This window comes from Microbulbifer sp. THAF38 (assembly GCF_009363535.1).
Lineage (GTDB): Bacteria > Pseudomonadota > Gammaproteobacteria > Pseudomonadales > Cellvibrionaceae > Microbulbifer.
The window spans coordinates 3,269,652-3,285,901 of sequence record NZ_CP045369.1 but is presented as its reverse complement, the minus strand read 5'-3'; the positions used below and the strand labels follow the sequence as shown (position 1 = coordinate 3,285,901).

The window sequence follows — 16,250 nt, the reverse complement described above, 5'->3', positions numbered from 1 at the left end:
GGGACAACCTGGGGGAGCCATGTAAATTGTTAGAGTTACGATTTTCCTCTGGTCCGCTTACTTTCTCACCCAACGGCCAAGGTTGTCCTGATAGTACTCACCTCGGGACAAGCGAGCCTCTAGTTTCTCTGCAGCACGTGCCGCGACTTGGGCAATATCCACATTGTGGCTTTTGGCGATTTCGGTATATGCCTGCTTACGCTCAGCATTGACCTTTTTTACCAGTTTCTCCAGATCGGGTGAGCTGGCGTCTACGATGGCGATATAGCCACTGTTAGCCTCTCCCACCAACCCCTGCTTTTTGGCCTCATCCAGGGAGATCGCCATTGCGGGTAACGCCACTATCAAGCCCAACAATAATAGAGCTCTTTTAAACATACTCATATTGTGTCTCCTTAGAAAATGCCTTCCTTGTCGTCAAACAGGTTTTCGAGATCCTTGTCTACTTTGACTCGGATTTCGTGTTCAATCTTAACATTCAGGTTAACAGTAATAGGCTCGCTAGGGGCCTTTACTGCCACAGTGGGCGTACATCCTGCAGCAACCATAACGTACAGCAGCCCTATAGGAATCAGCCGGCTGGCCCTCATCTGATACTCCTTACGGTACCTCTCTGGCACCTTGTATTTGTTGCATAATTAGCAGTTACGTCAATATCAGGCCAGGTTCGCCAACTGTGTCGGGAGTGACCACAGTTGCTTATTGTATAGGTTCTACCTTAACCAGCTCTGAACTAGCCGACCATTCTGCCCCGAATGGGGGAAGCCTACTTTACTACTAACCTATTGGTCCAGTTGCTTTTCCAGGGCTGTGGTCAGGTCGCGGCTGGCCTGCAAAGAGCGCAGCATCGCAGGGATATTATTCTCAAGGTTGAGGTTAATAATCAGGTCTCTCTCTGCGTCCATAGACTCGCTACGCCCTACAAGTTTTAGGTTGAGTTGCAGGTCTCCACTGGGGGGATATTGCAGATTGCCCTCCAGTGTGCGGAAGTCGTAGTCCTCAAGAGCGTTGGAAATCAGTTTAAGCTGCGGGTTACCTGCGAGCATTTGCGGAGAGAATGCCCCGTAATATCTAAGCTCTCCACCAGGCTCTATTGCTTCCAGGTGGCCATTTTTTACAGTGACTCCACGGGGACCGGTAGTGACAGGAATGGTCAAGTTGAGGCGTCCTTTAGCCTTAAAGTTTTCAGACTCGGTGACCTCAGCAAGTTGCTCTAAAGACACGTCCTTTGCGTACAAGATACTGCTGCGCTCTTTATTATCCCGGTTCCAATACAGTGCATCAGAGCTTAACTTCCCATCGAGAAATTCTGCAGAAAAACCTTCCAAAACAAGATCTTGATCTCTGTCCATGGTCAGGGAAAAGGACACTTTACTCAAAGGTAAACCTGCGTTGACAGATTGTATTGTCAAGGGTTGTGGTTTGGGTGTAAGCCAATGCTCTCCATGGTTTTCTACCAGGATACTCCCGTCAATACCTGTGGCAAAACTACCATCATAGACAGCAGCAACATCGTTAAGGTTTATAGCAATAGTGTCTTTTGTCTGTTGGGGCCAGGATATAGTTCCATTGGCAGCAAGGCTTCCGGAAACAATATCTACAGGTAAACTACGGACAGACTTGCTGAGTGGCGTTTTGGAATCAAACTTGACTTTTGGTAAAGAAAATCGAATTGCTCCAGTAGCCAGCTCTAGATCATGTTGCCAGCTAGAATTAAATTGTAAACTGCCGGCCTTTAGCTGGCTTTGCCCTTTTAGTTTATTTCCACTTAAAGAGAATGATCCAATAAGTGAGGCCTGTAGGGCATAATTTTCAGGTGATTTTATTTCAAGCCTGTTACTGCCAAAGTTACCACTGAACTCTGTGTTTCCTAGTGAGGATACTAGCTTAAAGTTGCTAACATCGAGATTTCCAGAGAAAGTCGTATACTCGCTAGTGAAAGTATTAAACTGGTTGCTCCATTTCTCACTGGTGCAACTTGTAGTATTTTTTGAAAATTTGCAGTTGGTATTAGCGGACTGAGTTTCCCCTTGGCTAATGTGGAAATCTTTAGTCTTTAACTCATCGAATGATGCTTTCATCTGCTCCAGTTTTATAGTCTGGGTGTTAGCACTTGTCAGGAAATGAACTCTGGAGTCTATATTCATTTCACTTAAACGAATGTCGGTTCGCTTGTCGATAAACTCAGGTGACTTAGCTTTTAAGTCAAAAATGCATTCGACATTATCTTCCATTGTGCATTGAATTTGCTCAATCTTTGCGTGTATAGAAGTAGAAGAGTTTTTAGCTTTTAATTGAGCGTTAATTATTCCATCGGTGGCTTTTAATTTAAAGGAATCAGATTTTGGGGGCTCCCCGATGAGTAAAATCTCCTTCATGATCTCTATTTGAGCCTGACTATGGCCTAATCCGGTCGAAAGTAAGGGAGGCTCTTCCTTTAGCCCAGTGACTTCTGTGTCAAGCTGTAATTTACTATTGGGTAATAAGGTTAAGTGAATTTTATCAAGCCAGCCTTGCTCGGTGAACGAAGTGCCAGTGAGATTCAAAAAAGCTTCACTTTGGAAGTTAAGCTCACCCTTGAGATTAGTAAATATTAGTGAGGGAAAGTATTCCTTCACTAGCTGTGATTCTAATAGTGGTTTTGCGGCAAGCAGATCAACAGAGCCGTTTACCTGCAGTTTAGGATCGGCCACGAGGTTGGCAGAGTTAAATTTTAAGCTTGCTAAATGGCTTTTAGCAACTGCGTCTTTAACCGTTGAGAGCTCGATAAAGCCGGAACCAGTAGCAGATTCAAGTTTTACTGGGTTGAGAGTTTTTAGTTTGAGCTCTATAGGTGATTGAGTCGATAAGTGAGCCTTTACCTTGCTATTAAAAGATTCGCTGAGAAAGGTTAACTCTAGTCCATTGCTTTCAACTTTAACTAGGGTGTCCTGATAGTCTGCTATGGATAAGAAGTTATTTGGTATAATAGATTTGGTATCAATGGAAATTTTTCCGTTTGCGCTCATTTCATCCGAAGGGAATACAGCCAACGCCTCAGAAAAACTAAGAATAGGATCAATAGACTTTAAGTTCGAATTCGCAGTTGAGTGAAATACCCACTGGTCAATATTAACTCTTGAAATGTTTAGCTTCAATTGAGAAACATCTTCAGAGAAATCAGAAAATACTTGTGCTCTAGCAGTTATATTATTTGAAGTTAAATCAGCTTTTAGAGTGATATTGAGCTGCCCTGTTTCTGTGGAATTATATGGTAGCTCTGCAAAGAGTTCTGTGTTATTTCGAGTAATCTTTAGTGGGCCGGCTTTAAATTTCTGGTCAAGCGTAATTTTTTCTACGGACACGACTCCAGGCATATATCTGGTTATACTCTGAATAATATTATCTAGAGTTAAAGCACTTTCCTTATCCGGATCAATTATCGACGGGTTATTTATGAAAGAGGTTGTCTTTTTGACTTTTTGATAGGTTAGTTCGGCAATAGATAGTTCAACCTCTTGAATGTTATCCCGATCAAAAATTATATGAAAAGGATTGAGGATCTGAACCTTATTAAGGACAAGATTGTTATCATGACTGGATTGAAGGCGGACTTGTTCGATAGAAGCTTGACTAAAATTCAATTCCAATCCGGATAGTTGCTGAATAACAACTTCGCCTGCAAGCAGATTGACTAGTTGTGAGACAACAATATCTTTTTTCCACCAGCTAGCAATTAGTAGGGTGATTAAGCAGACTGCAAACACAGTGACAAGAATGCGGGGCTTTCGCACACTAAACCTCTAAACTCCTGGGCGGAGATATCTTTGTATTACCGCTAGTAAGCCGCAGTAGCCTGTAATAAGTCAGTGACGTCTTCTGCGTACTTGAGAAAAGAACATCTTATCAAACTGGCAGAATAATACCGTGTGGGAATTGGATTATTAATGATCGAGATGGTTCATTAAACTGCCAATCTACCTGTGCCGAAATGAAGTTACGGTCATGGGGCCTCAGTCATGGTTTCCTGTAATAGTTTCAGGCGCCATACGCCCTGCTCCTTAACCCAGATACTGGCGGTGAATAACCAGGCGGAGACTGGGTCATCTTCAAAGCTGCCTTCAAAAGAGGTATACATAGTCATCAAGGCGGTTTTAGGTCCCAATGGCATTACGGAGATCTTGTAAGAGGGGTGCTTTTTGATCTTCAGGGCCTTGAATTTCGCAGCAATTTGTCCTGATGTTAAGGGTCTCTTGTAATAGGGTGTAACTATCAGCCCATCCTTCGTCATTATTTCTTTGATGGTTTCCCCGTTATGATCCATGAATGCTGCTTTAAGGCTGTCCATTCGCGACTTTAGTTCCATATCCAAGTTGGAGCCCAGGCTTGAGGCGCTGGCGAGCAACAAGCCTCCTGCTATCAGGAGGTAGGAAATCAGTTTGTAGCCCATTGAGTCACCCTCTAAATCTGAAGCCCACAGAAGCCAATGAAAGTCGTATTGCTTTTATTCGGCAGCCAGTGGATAGGTTCTGTAACTACTGAAGAAATCGAGCCAATCCTAGTGTCCGTTAGAAGTCGAAACAAGTGATGTACCTTGGGCGGGATGGGTTGTCTCGGCTGATCACTTGGAGAGGTGTTAAGCCTCGCGGAGATTGATAGAAGAGAGGAGTTCGCTGAACAGGAGTTCTGAAGAGGTAAAATATACGCAGAGGTTTCTTAACTTGTATTGACATATTTCACCCCAACTTATAGTTCCCTACTGTTCCTTAGAGAACGCACTTATCGAGGATTTTTTAAAATGCAAGACGCCCAGCCGAAGACTATTTACCTCAAGGATTATCAAGTACCAGATTACCTGGTGGATAACACCGATCTGCACTTCGAACTGGAGCCCAAAGCAACCCTGGTGAAATCACAGCTTAAAATTCGTAGAAACCCTGAAGCTGGCAAAGACCTGCCACCTTTGTTATTAGATGGCATTGATTTAGAGTTGTTGTCTGTTGCCATTGATGGCTCCATTCTCTCCCAACCCACTTATCAAGTAACACCCCAGGGGTTATCTATTTCAGTAGAGAAACCTGAATTTCTACTTGAGATCCACAACCGAATTAACCCAGAGGATAATACTTCCTTGGAAGGTCTGTATCTATCCAACGGCATGTATTGCACACAGTGTGAGGCGGAAGGGTTTCGAAAGATCACTTTTTATCCGGATCGGCCGGATGTGATGTCAAAATTCACCACTACCATAGTGTCACCAAAAGACCATCCCGTATTACTTTCTAATGGTAATCAGATTGATAGTGGCTATTGCGAAGATGGGCGTCACTTCGCTACCTGGGAGGATCCTTACGTTAAACCGGCTTACCTATTTGCTTTGGTAGCTGGAGATCTGGAGCATGTTGAAGATACCTTTACTACAGGCAGTGGTCGTGAAGTCAAGCTACAGATTTTTACTGAGCCAAAAAATATTGGTAAATGCGATCATGCTATGCGATCCCTGAAAAAAGCCATGCGTTGGGATGAAGAGATGTATGGCAGAGAGTATGACCTGGATATTTTTATGGTAGTGGCGGTAGACCATTTCAATATGGGAGCCATGGAAAATAAAGGGTTAAATATATTCAACTCAGCTTGCATACTGGCGAGCCCGGAGACTGCAACTGATTCAGCTTTCCAAAGAATAGAATCTATCGTCGGGCATGAATATTTTCACAACTGGTCTGGAAATAGGGTTACATGCCGAGATTGGTTTCAACTCAGTTTAAAAGAAGGTTTTACCGTATTTCGTGATGCTGAGTTTTCTGCAGATATGAATTCCCGGGCAGTAAAGCGTATTGAGGATGTTTCTCTACTGCGCACCAATCAGTTTGCAGAAGACGCTGGCCCTATGGCCCATCCGGTAAGGCCAGATTCTTATATGGAAATATCAAACTTCTATACTTTGACGGTATATGAAAAAGGCGCTGAAGTCGTTCGTATGTTACATACGCTGCTGGGGCCGGAGGGATTTCGCAAGGGAAGCGACCTTTATTTTGAGCGCCATGATGGATGTGCAGTAACCTGTGATGATTTTATGGTGGCGATGGAAGATGCCAATCAGATAAACCTTACACAGTTTCGTCATTGGTACAGTCAGGCTGGAACACCAGTCTTAGATGTCACAGATGACTTTGATCAGGCCAAGGGTGTTTATAGTCTTAAAATCTCCCAATCTTGCCCATCAACAACTGACCAGAAGGATAAGCTACCTCTTCATATACCAGTAAAAATTGGATTATTGGACCAAAGTGGTAATGACTGTGTCCTGAATTCCAAAGGAAATACTGAAGAAGTACTTGAAATCACTAAATCAGATCAAGTATTTGAGTTTAGTGGCTTTCAAGAAAAACCACTGCCTTCACTATTACGTGATTTTTCAGCACCGGTCAGGGTTCGTTATCCTTACACCGAAAAGCAATTGATTTTCCTCATGCGCCACGATTCCGATACTTTTAATCGCTGGGATGCTTCGCAGCGGCTAGCTTTCTTAGCACTATCTAAGCTCCAGAAAGACTACCGGAATGGAAGGGCATTGCAGTTACAGCCAGAACTGGTTGAGGCTTATCGAGATGTGCTAAGTAACATCGCACTTGATCCTGCTTTGGTGGCTGAAATATTAAGATTGCCAAGTGAGCAGTCCATAGCCGAGATGAGTGACTTAATTGATGCTGAAGCTATAGTGGTGGCTCGAGAGTTTGCGTATAAATCACTGGCTGAAGCATTATTTCCTGAGCTTTGGGCGAAATACTCTGAATTGAATGCTCAGAAGCCTTACGATCCTAATGCAAAGGATATCGCTGAACGTAGTTTGAAAAATACTTGTTTAACTTATCTTGCGGCTACTGAAAAATTTGAGGCCTTAGAACTTGTGCAAAAGCAGTTTGAGGCTGCTGAAAATATGACGGATAGTGCCGCTTCACTCAGCTCATTGATCAACTACGAAGATATACAGAAATCTGATTCTGCTATCCAAGATTTTTATCAACGCTGGAAAGGTGATACACAGGTTGTGGAGCTTTGGTTAGGTTTACAGAGTAGTAGTGCTCGTAATGGCACTTTGAATAAAATCAAAGATCTTATGAGCCATCCTGCCTTTGAGGTTAGAAATCCGAATAAAGTTCGGGCGGTAATCGGTGGTTTTGCTAATAGAAACTTCAAACAGTTCCATAAGGAAGATGGCAGTGGGTTTCGCTTTGTTGCCGAGCAGGTAATTTTACTCGATAAGTTAAATCCTCAAATAGCTGCCCGACTTGTTGTGCCGATTACCCGATGGAAAAAGTATAGTAAAAACCTCTCTGAAAAAATGAAAGCTGCACTTCAATATGTGCTTGATGCAGGAGAGTTGTCACCAGATGTTTTTGAGGTGGTGAGTAAAAGTCTTAAATAAGTTTATTTATTGGAATTTTTGTATGTGGGGCGCTAAAGCGCCCCAATTTTGCTTTGATTTAGAGTGGATGCAAGATTTTCTTTGATGGTTATGAGATCTTAGTGGTGCGCTCGCTGCCAAGTTGAACTAGATCAAGGCTTCCTTTGGTGAGCCTTAGCTCGGTGATGGATGTATAATCAGGCCGAAATTGCTGGACTTTCGAATCTTCTAATATGTGTGCTACTACAGAATTGATCACCATGAAATGACAAAAGACCATGGTATCTTCGGGAACTCCTAAAAGGTAATCTATGATACCCTCACGCCATTCTTTTTGTTGTTTATTGCTTGGATCCCAATTCTGAGTCAATAAGGAGCGTAGCCAAGGAAGTCGTTGCTGTAATGAGATCCCTTTGGGAGTAGGGATTTCACTAACTCTGCTTTCTAGGGTAATAACTTGCCCCCATCTTTCAGCTACTGGCTGTGCAGTTTGTTGTGCGCGTAATTTTGGACTGCTTACCAACTTCAGGCATGTATCGCCAGGTAAGTTTTGAGCTAGAAGGGAGGCCTGTCTCTGCCCCAAAGTGGTGAGGGTTGGGTCTGCGATGGAGGGGCCTTTTGCTGCTTCTCCATGACGGACAAGTAGAATTTTTATCATATTGTTACTAGGTTACAGATACTTGTTTAAAACTTCATCAGGAATATCTTGCCACAGGCGAAGGAGTTCAGTGGTGTTAAATTTTCTGGTATCAGGGTTGTGTCCAAATCTTTTGCTATTTATACCAGAATAAACGGGCCAATCCATACCTGGATTACCCTTCTCGGCAAAGCTTAACCATGCCTCCTGAATAGAAGCGCTAAGTATGTGTGCCTTGGTTTCACCTCCATAAAGTGTTTGAAGTGAATCCTCACCATGAGTTCCAAAAACATAGCCGAGCTCCACTGCATGGCAAGCTCCCAGTAAAGGTTGAGCGACAAGTGGTTGGGTAAAGTGATAGTGGTAACAGTCTCCTTGATGTACACCTAGATGCCTCATTCCTGGAAGAGTAAATACCATATCTGTAAGCATGAGATTCCAGGTCTTACTCCACTTAGGCCAGAGGTTATCTTTTGTAGTTGATGCCTGCTTATAATAGTAATCTATGATTGGTTTTAAGCTGCTCTCGGGTATTAACCACTCTAAGTGGTTACAAATTTTCTGGTAGGTTAGGGAGTATATTTCTGGGTTGGGGGCACTAAATAAATTCCATTCATCTAAATTACTCCCTAAAAGAAGGGGGATGTTTTTTGAGGTGGCTAACTCGTTAGCCTCATTATCCTTTATGAGTATGTGGTCAATGACCGGTTTAAAGGGAAGTTGACCCCATTGTTTAGTCATTTGAGGATCATGTAGTATTTCATTCTGAGCTTGTAGAAGATCTTTTACAAGGTAGTTTCGAAGTGATTTTTTGCCGCAGTTTTTTCTTAGGTGGGAGATAAAAGCTTCGGCCATATGATTGGCTCGATCAATAGAGTGGAGGGCTTTAGGGTGGCCACTTTGTACAATCGCTCGAGAGTAAAGGCCTTGACATTCACGTATATTTAAAAGGGAGGCAATGCTCATGGCGCCAGCAGATTCACCAAAAATTGTAATGTTTTCGGGATCGCCACCAAATGCCGAGATGTTTTTCTTTACCCATTTGAGGGCAGCAATTTGATCCTGAAGCCCCTCGTTGCCTGTAGATGAAATATTGCTGATATCTGTCAGCCTTAGAAAACCAAAAGAGCCAAGCCGATAGTTGATGGTAACCACAATCGCCCTACCGCTGGAGGCGAGGTAGCTGCCATTGTAAACAGGTTGGCAACCAGATCCCATATAGAAAGAGCCTCCATGAATCCAGAACATGACAGGAAGCTTTTGGTTGTTCTTAATAGGCGGGGAAAATATATTGAGATATAAGCACTCCTCACTTTCTGGGAGAGCCCCATCTTGTCCACGCACTTCTATCAAGGCGGAAGGGTTTTGTGCGGCTGGCGTACCAAACTCTTCCGCATGATATGGGGCTGTCCAGGGGGGGAGTTCTTCTGGAGCGCTCCAGCGCAGCTCTCCCACTGGAGGTCTTGCATAAGGTATCCCGAGAAATCTATAGACGCCTGATTTTGTATCTCTGGTGCCGATAATTGGACCGGCATTTGTTTCAACAACTGGCGTTAGATTTTTATTTAAGTGCTTTCCAATGCCTGGGTCCGTTGTCATGACTGCCGTCCATTATATCAAAAAATCAATTAACTCTTTACGCTTGCGATTAAACCCTAGAGTTCTTTTGTAAGGTTGTGTCTGGGATTTTTAATCCAAAGAAATATATATGAAATAATTGGCACGCTTATACCTTTGCTGAGTATGGAAGGTAATAATAAATTTAGTCTTGGGTAGATCCTTGATGCGGTAATAACTGTCTTTTAGTCAAGTTTTGGTGGGTTTAATGAGGTTTTTGTGTTTCCTGCATTTTTATTATGTGATTAAAGCTTGAAGCAGTATTGTCGTTAGTAGTACTAATTGTTCTGCTTCATTTGTGGGTGGTGACAGGCTGAGCTTCTATTCATGTAACGGTAACAATGCAAAATTTGGATTGTGTTCTTATTGGCTGGATGCTGTGGTCGTTATGATCTGCTATCGGTTGGAGTGATGTTAATCGCTATTTTAAGCTCGAAGCTCTCAATGTTTGATCTATCTTTGGAGAGAATGGACGGATCAAATTTACTGTAAATATTTAAGGTTGTTGAGTCTAGAGGTGATAAGTTAATCTGCCCTTATATCATTCATTATCAGTTGGGGTAGGTTAATACTAGCTATTATGGGATTGTATGATGAATTTGAATGTTATTCATTGGGGTTGCAGCTGGTTGGAAATTGTTGGTATATCTAACTCTCAGTAAACTATAGGTACTTTGATACCGATGAGCCTAATTGTTATCGAAGGAGTTCCTGGGGTTTTAAGGTGTGGAGAACATTATGTTGTCAATATGGTTGGCTTTCTCAGTTTGAGGCGGATTATCTATACAGGCTGGTTTTTGGAGTGTCTGATCCAATAAAAAATTACGATAGGCGATAAGCCCTGAAAGATATTGTTCAACCTCATCTGCTCGAAGTCTAAAGCCCTTATGACGAATAAAAAAGCCGCCTGTTATTTTCTCTGGATTTTTGAAGAACATTGCAAACTCTGGCCAAAAATATCCGTTTAGCAGGTGGTCGGCTCTTTTGGCTAATACGCGATAGAAATGTTCCAGGTTGACCTGGTCGAGAAGCTCTTGGAATAATCCTTGGGAATGCAGGTGGGAAATCATCTTCTCTGCAGACATCATTAGTTCAAGTAGGGCGGGAAAAGTAGTCTTGCAGTTTTCAACAAAACCCAGATGGTTAGCAAAGTTGCGGATGCCAAGCTGATAATACTTTTCCTTGGGGCGGTATTTGGTGAGTTCATTCAGGCAATAGCTCAGCCTGTGATCATGAGTGCGCCATTGCTCAGTAGCTATAAAGTATTCAAGGGCTTTTTCTACCATTGTGAGCCAGCGGGGGTTTTTATCCCAGCTGTATAAGCGGATCAATCCGAAGGCTGCTTCAGTGTCGAATTGGATGGCTAGGCGTTGTTTTTTGATATTGAGTGAAGGGTAGTCGAGGACATGACAAAACTGACCGCTGGCTTGGTTTTGCATAAATTCGATGCCTTTAGCCAGCTGTTCCATTAGATCTGCATAGGCTCTTACTCCCATAGCTTCGGAATATTTAACGAGAGCCAACAGACTTAGTGCATTGCCTCCTAACTTGATTTCACTATTGGATTCCACCAAGAAGGCAGCGGTCTCTCCTGTTTTTAACGGTATCGTTTGGATTAAATCACTAGTGAGAACGTTTAATGCTCGTTCTATTACCGCTTGTAAGGCGGGATCCTTACTGACTTCCCAGGTCTCTATCATGGCATGGGCACAGCTGGCGTGGCGTAGGTTGTTGTGGCCTTCTATCTCAAGATCAAAACATGGGTACCAACCAGAATGAAAATGTCCACTGGACGTAAGCTGGCGCCCTAAGTAGCTGCTGGCATTTTCGATTAATTGGGTGATCAGTTTTGCATTGAGGTTATTGATAATCCTTCGTCCAGTATTCGGACCGGCCCCAGATAGATATACTGGCTCTTTGTGGCTTTCGCAGAAAAGCCCTTCTGTAGATAAAAGAACCACATTTCTTTCGTCGGCAAAATCTAGTTCGACTTGATCTCCAAATCTACGCTGGCAATAGGATTTGAAGTTTCTTTTGTTGAGGACCGCATGATCTATACAGTTGCCCTCATAGAGCATGGCATTACCATTTAGTTCCTGCTCCAGAAAAGCGATCTTACAGTCTTGATCCAACGCTAGACCGTAGCGGAAATAACCGGGTTTAGTGTTAGAAAGAATTTCATAGAGGTTGGCAAGGGTGGTAGAGCTTCTTCTGTTAACCCAGTCGATCCTCAGCCAGCAGGGGTTCATCTTAGCTTGCCAAACAGCCTGGTGGATGTCGGCGGTGAGGGTTTGCCAGGCGCTGGTAAAGTCTGCGGCGTTAGTATGCCTCACTTCGGCGCGTTGTTTACTGTCGCTAATGGAAAAAAAAAGAGTGTAAGGTGGGGCTACCTTACTCAAGGCCCGCTCCACCAGTGGACGTGCCCGCATAAGCATGCTGGATAAGGACATATGCTATTGCTCTCTGTGGATCACGATGTGGGCAGGTTTTCCATTTTGCTTATTTTGATAATCATTGGAGGACTTTTCTGCTGGAGTATAGACTTGTGTACAGATCCTGCAGGAGAGAAAGTAATGCTCCTATGGGAAATTGCTTTTAATTAAATTTATTATGAATATTGGGTTTCCAAAATGAATTCACTTGGATAGTATTGGGATACCGCGCTAGAGAATGAAAGGCACGCAAAGTGTCGAAGGTTTTCACGATTAACCCTTAGGCAATTTCGAGGGTTAATATCCAGGTTGAATGATTTTGCAGGTTTTACACTTGCCAATCCCTAAACCCGAAAGGCGACCCTTTCGGGTTTTTTTGTCAAAACTATTGGCCGCTTAATTGATTGTCGGTTCCCGCGGTTGATTACCCTGTCGACCTTTAATGTGGCACATGGGTGTTAAGTCTATGTGATGGGCTGTCCTCCCTGGTATTTAGCGGGAACTTGCCTCTTTGGCGCGGAGTTCAAAAAGTCTCTATGGACTATTTGAGAACAAGGAAGAAATTGATGTGGAGTATTAGGCAATGCGTTGGAATTGGTGGCAGAACCTTAGGGGTTTTCCTCCTCTAGTCTGGATAATATTAATAGGCAGTTTTTTTAGCCGTGGCACTTACTTTATGGTTTGGCCCTTCCTGGCCATTCTTCTTTTCAATAAATTTGCATTGGGTGCAGCGGAAATAGGTTTGATTCTTAGTGCTTCAGCAATTGGTGCGGCGCTATTGGGGTTTTTTGTGGGGGCTTTGTCTGATCGTTATGGACGTCGGAATATCCTGCTATTAGGTTCGCTAATAAACTTATGTTCTTTTGCCCTATTGGCAGTGACTGAAACATTACCGGGATTTATTCTGGCAATGACGCTGTGTTCAATTGGTCGTGCTGTTTGGGAGCCGCCCGCTAGTGCATTGATTGGCGACTTGATTGAGAACCAGGCGAGTCGTGAGCTAGCTCTGCAGCTGCGTTACTTCCTTATTAATGCGGGAGCGGCATTAGGGCCCATTGTTGGTGTCTGGGCGGGGCTGAGTGCGCAGCAGTCCACCTTTGGCTTAACTTCTCTCAGTTATTTGCTTTTGGCGCTGGCGTTTATTTGGGGATTTGCAAAAACAGAGAAGGGACAGCTTGTAAAGAGCAATGGTGATGGTTCTGTCGATTTAGGCAGTACCCTGGCGATATTGCGCAGGGACCAGGTGTTTATGGTGGTGATTGTTGCCAATATCCTCACGATGTTTATCTATGCCCATATGGATTCCAGCCTGGTGCAGTATCTGACACGGGCAGAGGCACCGAGATTGGTTGAGCTGATCTCCAGCATGATTTTTGTGAACGCAATGACCATCGTATTGTTGCAGTTTCCGCTCATGCAGTTGATGCGCAAGCTGGATATTAATGGTCGAATAATGATTGGACTGGTGATTTTGGCTGTAGCTCAAATGTGGTTTGCCTTAAATCCGATGCATTGGTTTTGGGGCTGGATGGGGGCGACCTTTGTCCTCAGTTTGGCTGAAGCGATTCTCTTTCCAACCATGAGTGTACAGATAGACCGTCTGGCACCTGAGCATTTACGCGGTACCTATTTTGGGGCCTCTTCCTTTTACGCTCTTGGTTGGGCCCTGGCCCCACTGGCTGGAGGGGTGGTTCTAGAGTGGTGGGGTGGACCGACGCTTTATTGGATGTTGCTGGCGCTTTGCGGTGTCGTATTCGCCCTTTATCGCACAACAGCTTACCTCTCCCGCCCACAGTGGCCGGAGCAGAAAGAGCCGATAATCTCTTCAACTGAAAGTGCCAAAATCACTGGGTAGTTAAAAAGAGGTTTTTCAGATATAGAAATAAAAGGTGTCTGTGAGGCATAAAAAACGGGAAATCCAGCAGTAAGCATGGAGTTTCCCGTTCTGATTTGCCTGAGAAAATCCCCGACAAGAATATTGCCGGGGAATTTTTTAGATCTCTGCGGCGAGGCGTGAGCCTTGGTCAATGGCGCGCTTGGCGTCGAGTTCTGCGGCTTCGTCGGCACCACCGATTAGGTGGGTCTTTACTCCGCGCTCCTGCAGCGCTTCATACAGTTTGCGAGCAGGTTCCTGACCGGCGCAGACAATAATGTTATCCACTTCCAACAGCCGCTCTTCTTCGCCAACGCGAACATGCAGACCCTTATCGTCAATTTTGTCGTAAAGGGCACCGGCAATCATCTCTACATTGCGGTGTTGCAGGCTACCACGGTGAATCCAGCCAGTGGTTTTACCCAGGCCTGCACCCACTTTGGTGGTTTTACGTTGTAGCAGGTAAACCTGGCGGGGAGTGCTTACTGCTTCGCGGGGTTTCAGGCCAGAGCGCTGTTCCAGCTCGATATCCACACCCCATTCACTAAAGAACTCTTCTTTATCGCTGGCAACCACTTCCTCTTCGGTGGAGTGGGGGCCGTCGTGAGTCAGGTATTCCGCCACGTCGAAACCGATACCGCCCGCGCCGATAATGGCCACTTTTTCGCCGACTGGTTTCTTGTGCTTCAGTACGTCCAGATAACCCAACACCTTGTCGCTCTCAATACCGGGGATCGGTGGAGTGCGCGGCTCGATACCGGTGGCGATTATCACTTCGTCAAAAGACTGCAGGTCTTCTGCGGTAGCGATAGTGTTGAGTTTGACCTCAACGCCAGTCACTTCCAGGCGACGCTTGAAGTAGCGCAGGGTTTCCTGGAACTCTGCCTTGCCGGGGATCTGCTTGGCGATATTGAACTGGCCACCGACTTTGTCGCCGCCTTCAAACAGGGTTACCTGGTGTCCGCGCTCGGCGGCAACGGTGGAGGCAGCCAAACCAGCGGGGCCGGCGCCGATAACAGCAACTTTCTTCACGTTTTCGGTAGGCAGGTAGTTCAGCTCAGTCTCATGACAAGCGCGTGGGTTGACCAGGCAGGAGGTGAGCTTCAGCTGGAAGGTGTGATCCAGGCAGGCCTGGTTACAGCCAATACAGGTATTGATTTCATCGGCGCGGCCCTCTGCGGCCTTGTTGACGAAATCGGAATCTGCCAGGAATGGGCGTGCCATGGAGATCATATCGGCCTGTCCGGAGGCCAGCACTTCTTCGGCCACTTCCGGCACATTGATACGGTTACTGGCAACTACCGGGATAGTCAGATGTTTTTTCACCTTGGCGGTAATATCGGTAAATGCGGCGCGGGGTACATTGGTGGCGATAGTGGGAACACGCGCTTCGTGCCAGCCGATACCGGTATTGATAATTGTGGCGCCGGCTTTTTCGATAGCCTGGCCCAGGGCAACCACTTCGTCGAAGTCACTGCCGTCTTCCACCAGGTCCAGCATGGACAGGCGGTAGATAATAATAAAGTCCTCGCCAACAGCTTCGCGCACACGGCGAACGACTTCGATCGGCAGGCGGATACGGTTCTCGAAGCTGCCGCCCCACTCATCGGTACGCTTGTTAGTGCGCTTTACGATGAATTGGTTAATGAAGTAACCCTCGGAGCCCATGATCTCCACACCGTCGTAGCCGGCTTCGCGGGCCAGGGTGGCGCAGCGTACGTAATCGTCGATCTGGCCTTCGATTTCCTCACTGGTCAGCTCGCGCGGAGTGAAAGGGTTGATCGGAGCCTGGATGGGGGAGGGGGCAATCAGGTTTTCGTTGTAAGCGTAGCGGCCGGTGTGCAGGATCTGCATACAGATCTTGCCGCCTTCGGCGTGAACAGCCTCGGTCACTTCCCGATGCTGTTGCGCCTCTTCTGGGGTGTTCATTTTAGAGGCACCCTTAAATACGCCACTCTCTTCGTTGGGCGCGATACCCCCCGTTACAATCAGGCCAACGCCACCGCGGGCGCGCTCAGCGTAGAAGGCCGCCAAACGGGTAAAGCCACCGGGGTGTTCTTCCAGGTTGGTGTGCATGGAGCCCATCAGCACCCGGTTTTTCAGGGTGGTGAAGCCCAGGTCCAGGGGGGCAAGCATATTAGGGTAGGCTTGGGACATGGCAAAATTCTCTTCTTGTAACCTTTGGGGTTCATTTATATATGCAAAAAAGTGCATATCGTTGCCCAGCAGGATAACAAGAGCCTTTGACGCGAAACAGTGACCTTTCCGGTCGAATTCAGTGATCAATTCCTGACGTTTTATTAA

General features: G+C 45.3%; 10 protein-coding genes. 2 read left to right on the top strand and 8 right to left on the bottom strand.

What is annotated here, in order from left to right:
* Nucleotides 1-57 precede the first annotated feature (57 nt).
* From FIU95_RS14185 to FIU95_RS14170, 4 genes are all read right to left on the bottom strand, one after another.
* Entirely contained in the window at nt 58-384 is a 327-nt protein-coding gene (locus FIU95_RS14185) for a YdbL family protein (protein WP_152454391.1), read from the bottom strand.
* 11 nt (nt 385-395) lie between these two features.
* The gene (locus FIU95_RS14180; RefSeq protein ID WP_152454390.1) at nt 396-590 is read right to left on the bottom strand and encodes a YnbE family lipoprotein; all 195 of its coding nucleotides are present in this window, start codon (nt 588-590) and stop codon (nt 396-398) included.
* Nucleotides 591-782: 192 nt separating this feature from the next.
* Entirely contained in the window at nt 783-3,773 is a 2,991-nt protein-coding gene (locus FIU95_RS14175) for a YdbH domain-containing protein (protein ID WP_152454389.1), read from the bottom strand.
* Between the two features lie 209 nt (nt 3,774-3,982).
* Nucleotides 3,983-4,429, bottom strand: coding sequence for a nuclear transport factor 2 family protein (locus FIU95_RS14170; protein ID WP_152454388.1), 447 nt, complete (start codon nt 4,427-4,429; stop codon nt 3,983-3,985).
* A gap of 348 nt (nt 4,430-4,777) precedes the next feature.
* On the opposite strand from FIU95_RS14170, the gene pepN reads away from it, so the two are divergent.
* A complete protein-coding gene (gene pepN, locus FIU95_RS14165; RefSeq protein ID WP_152454387.1) occupies nt 4,778-7,408 on the top strand; it encodes an aminopeptidase N in 2,631 nt (876 codons plus the stop codon).
* A gap of 88 nt (nt 7,409-7,496) precedes the next feature.
* Here the strand turns inward: pepN and FIU95_RS14160 are convergent, their stop codons facing one another.
* The 3 genes from FIU95_RS14160 to FIU95_RS14150 all read right to left on the bottom strand — a co-directional run bounded on the left by FIU95_RS14160 (nt 7,497) and on the right by FIU95_RS14150 (nt 12,040).
* Entirely contained in the window at nt 7,497-8,045 is a 549-nt protein-coding gene (locus FIU95_RS14160; protein WP_152454386.1) for a histidine phosphatase family protein, read from the bottom strand.
* Nucleotides 8,046-8,057: 12 nt separating this feature from the next.
* Nucleotides 8,058-9,623 (bottom strand): carboxylesterase/lipase family protein, encoded by a 1,566-nt coding sequence (locus tag FIU95_RS14155; RefSeq protein WP_152454385.1) that lies wholly within the window; start codon nt 9,621-9,623, stop codon nt 8,058-8,060.
* Between the two features lie 737 nt (nt 9,624-10,360).
* Nucleotides 10,361-12,040, bottom strand: a complete 1,680-nt coding sequence (locus FIU95_RS14150; RefSeq protein WP_152454384.1) for a hypothetical protein — start codon at nt 12,038-12,040, stop codon at nt 10,361-10,363.
* A gap of 616 nt (nt 12,041-12,656) precedes the next feature.
* Between FIU95_RS14150 and FIU95_RS14145 the strand changes: the two genes are divergently transcribed.
* Nucleotides 12,657-13,928, top strand: coding sequence for an MFS transporter (locus FIU95_RS14145; RefSeq protein ID WP_152454383.1), 1,272 nt, complete (start codon nt 12,657-12,659; stop codon nt 13,926-13,928).
* Between the two features lie 138 nt (nt 13,929-14,066).
* Here the strand turns inward: FIU95_RS14145 and FIU95_RS14140 are convergent, their stop codons facing one another.
* Nucleotides 14,067-16,103, bottom strand: coding sequence for an NADPH-dependent 2,4-dienoyl-CoA reductase (locus tag FIU95_RS14140; protein WP_152454382.1), 2,037 nt, complete (start codon nt 16,101-16,103; stop codon nt 14,067-14,069).
* Nucleotides 16,104-16,250: the final 147 nt, after the last annotated feature.

What these genes read in the sequence shown, in the direction of transcription:
- FIU95_RS14160 (WP_152454386.1), bottom strand. Translation starts at nt 8,045, where the DNA reads ATGATAAAAATTCTACTTGTCCGTCATGGAGAAGCAGCAAAAGGCCCC.
- FIU95_RS14180 (WP_152454390.1), bottom strand. Translation starts at nt 590, where the DNA reads ATGAGGGCCAGCCGGCTGATTCCTATAGGGCTGCTGTACGTTATGGTT.
- FIU95_RS14185 (WP_152454391.1), bottom strand. Translation starts at nt 384, where the DNA reads ATGAGTATGTTTAAAAGAGCTCTATTATTGTTGGGCTTGATAGTGGCG.
- FIU95_RS14145 (WP_152454383.1), top strand. Translation starts at nt 12,657, where the DNA reads ATGCGTTGGAATTGGTGGCAGAACCTTAGGGGTTTTCCTCCTCTAGTC.
- FIU95_RS14155 (WP_152454385.1), bottom strand. Translation starts at nt 9,623, where the DNA reads ATGACAACGGACCCAGGCATTGGAAAGCACTTAAATAAAAATCTAACG.
- FIU95_RS14170 (WP_152454388.1), bottom strand. Translation starts at nt 4,429, where the DNA reads ATGGGCTACAAACTGATTTCCTACCTCCTGATAGCAGGAGGCTTGTTG.
- FIU95_RS14140 (WP_152454382.1), bottom strand. Translation starts at nt 16,103, where the DNA reads ATGTCCCAAGCCTACCCTAATATGCTTGCCCCCCTGGACCTGGGCTTC.
- pepN (WP_152454387.1), top strand. Translation starts at nt 4,778, where the DNA reads ATGCAAGACGCCCAGCCGAAGACTATTTACCTCAAGGATTATCAAGTA.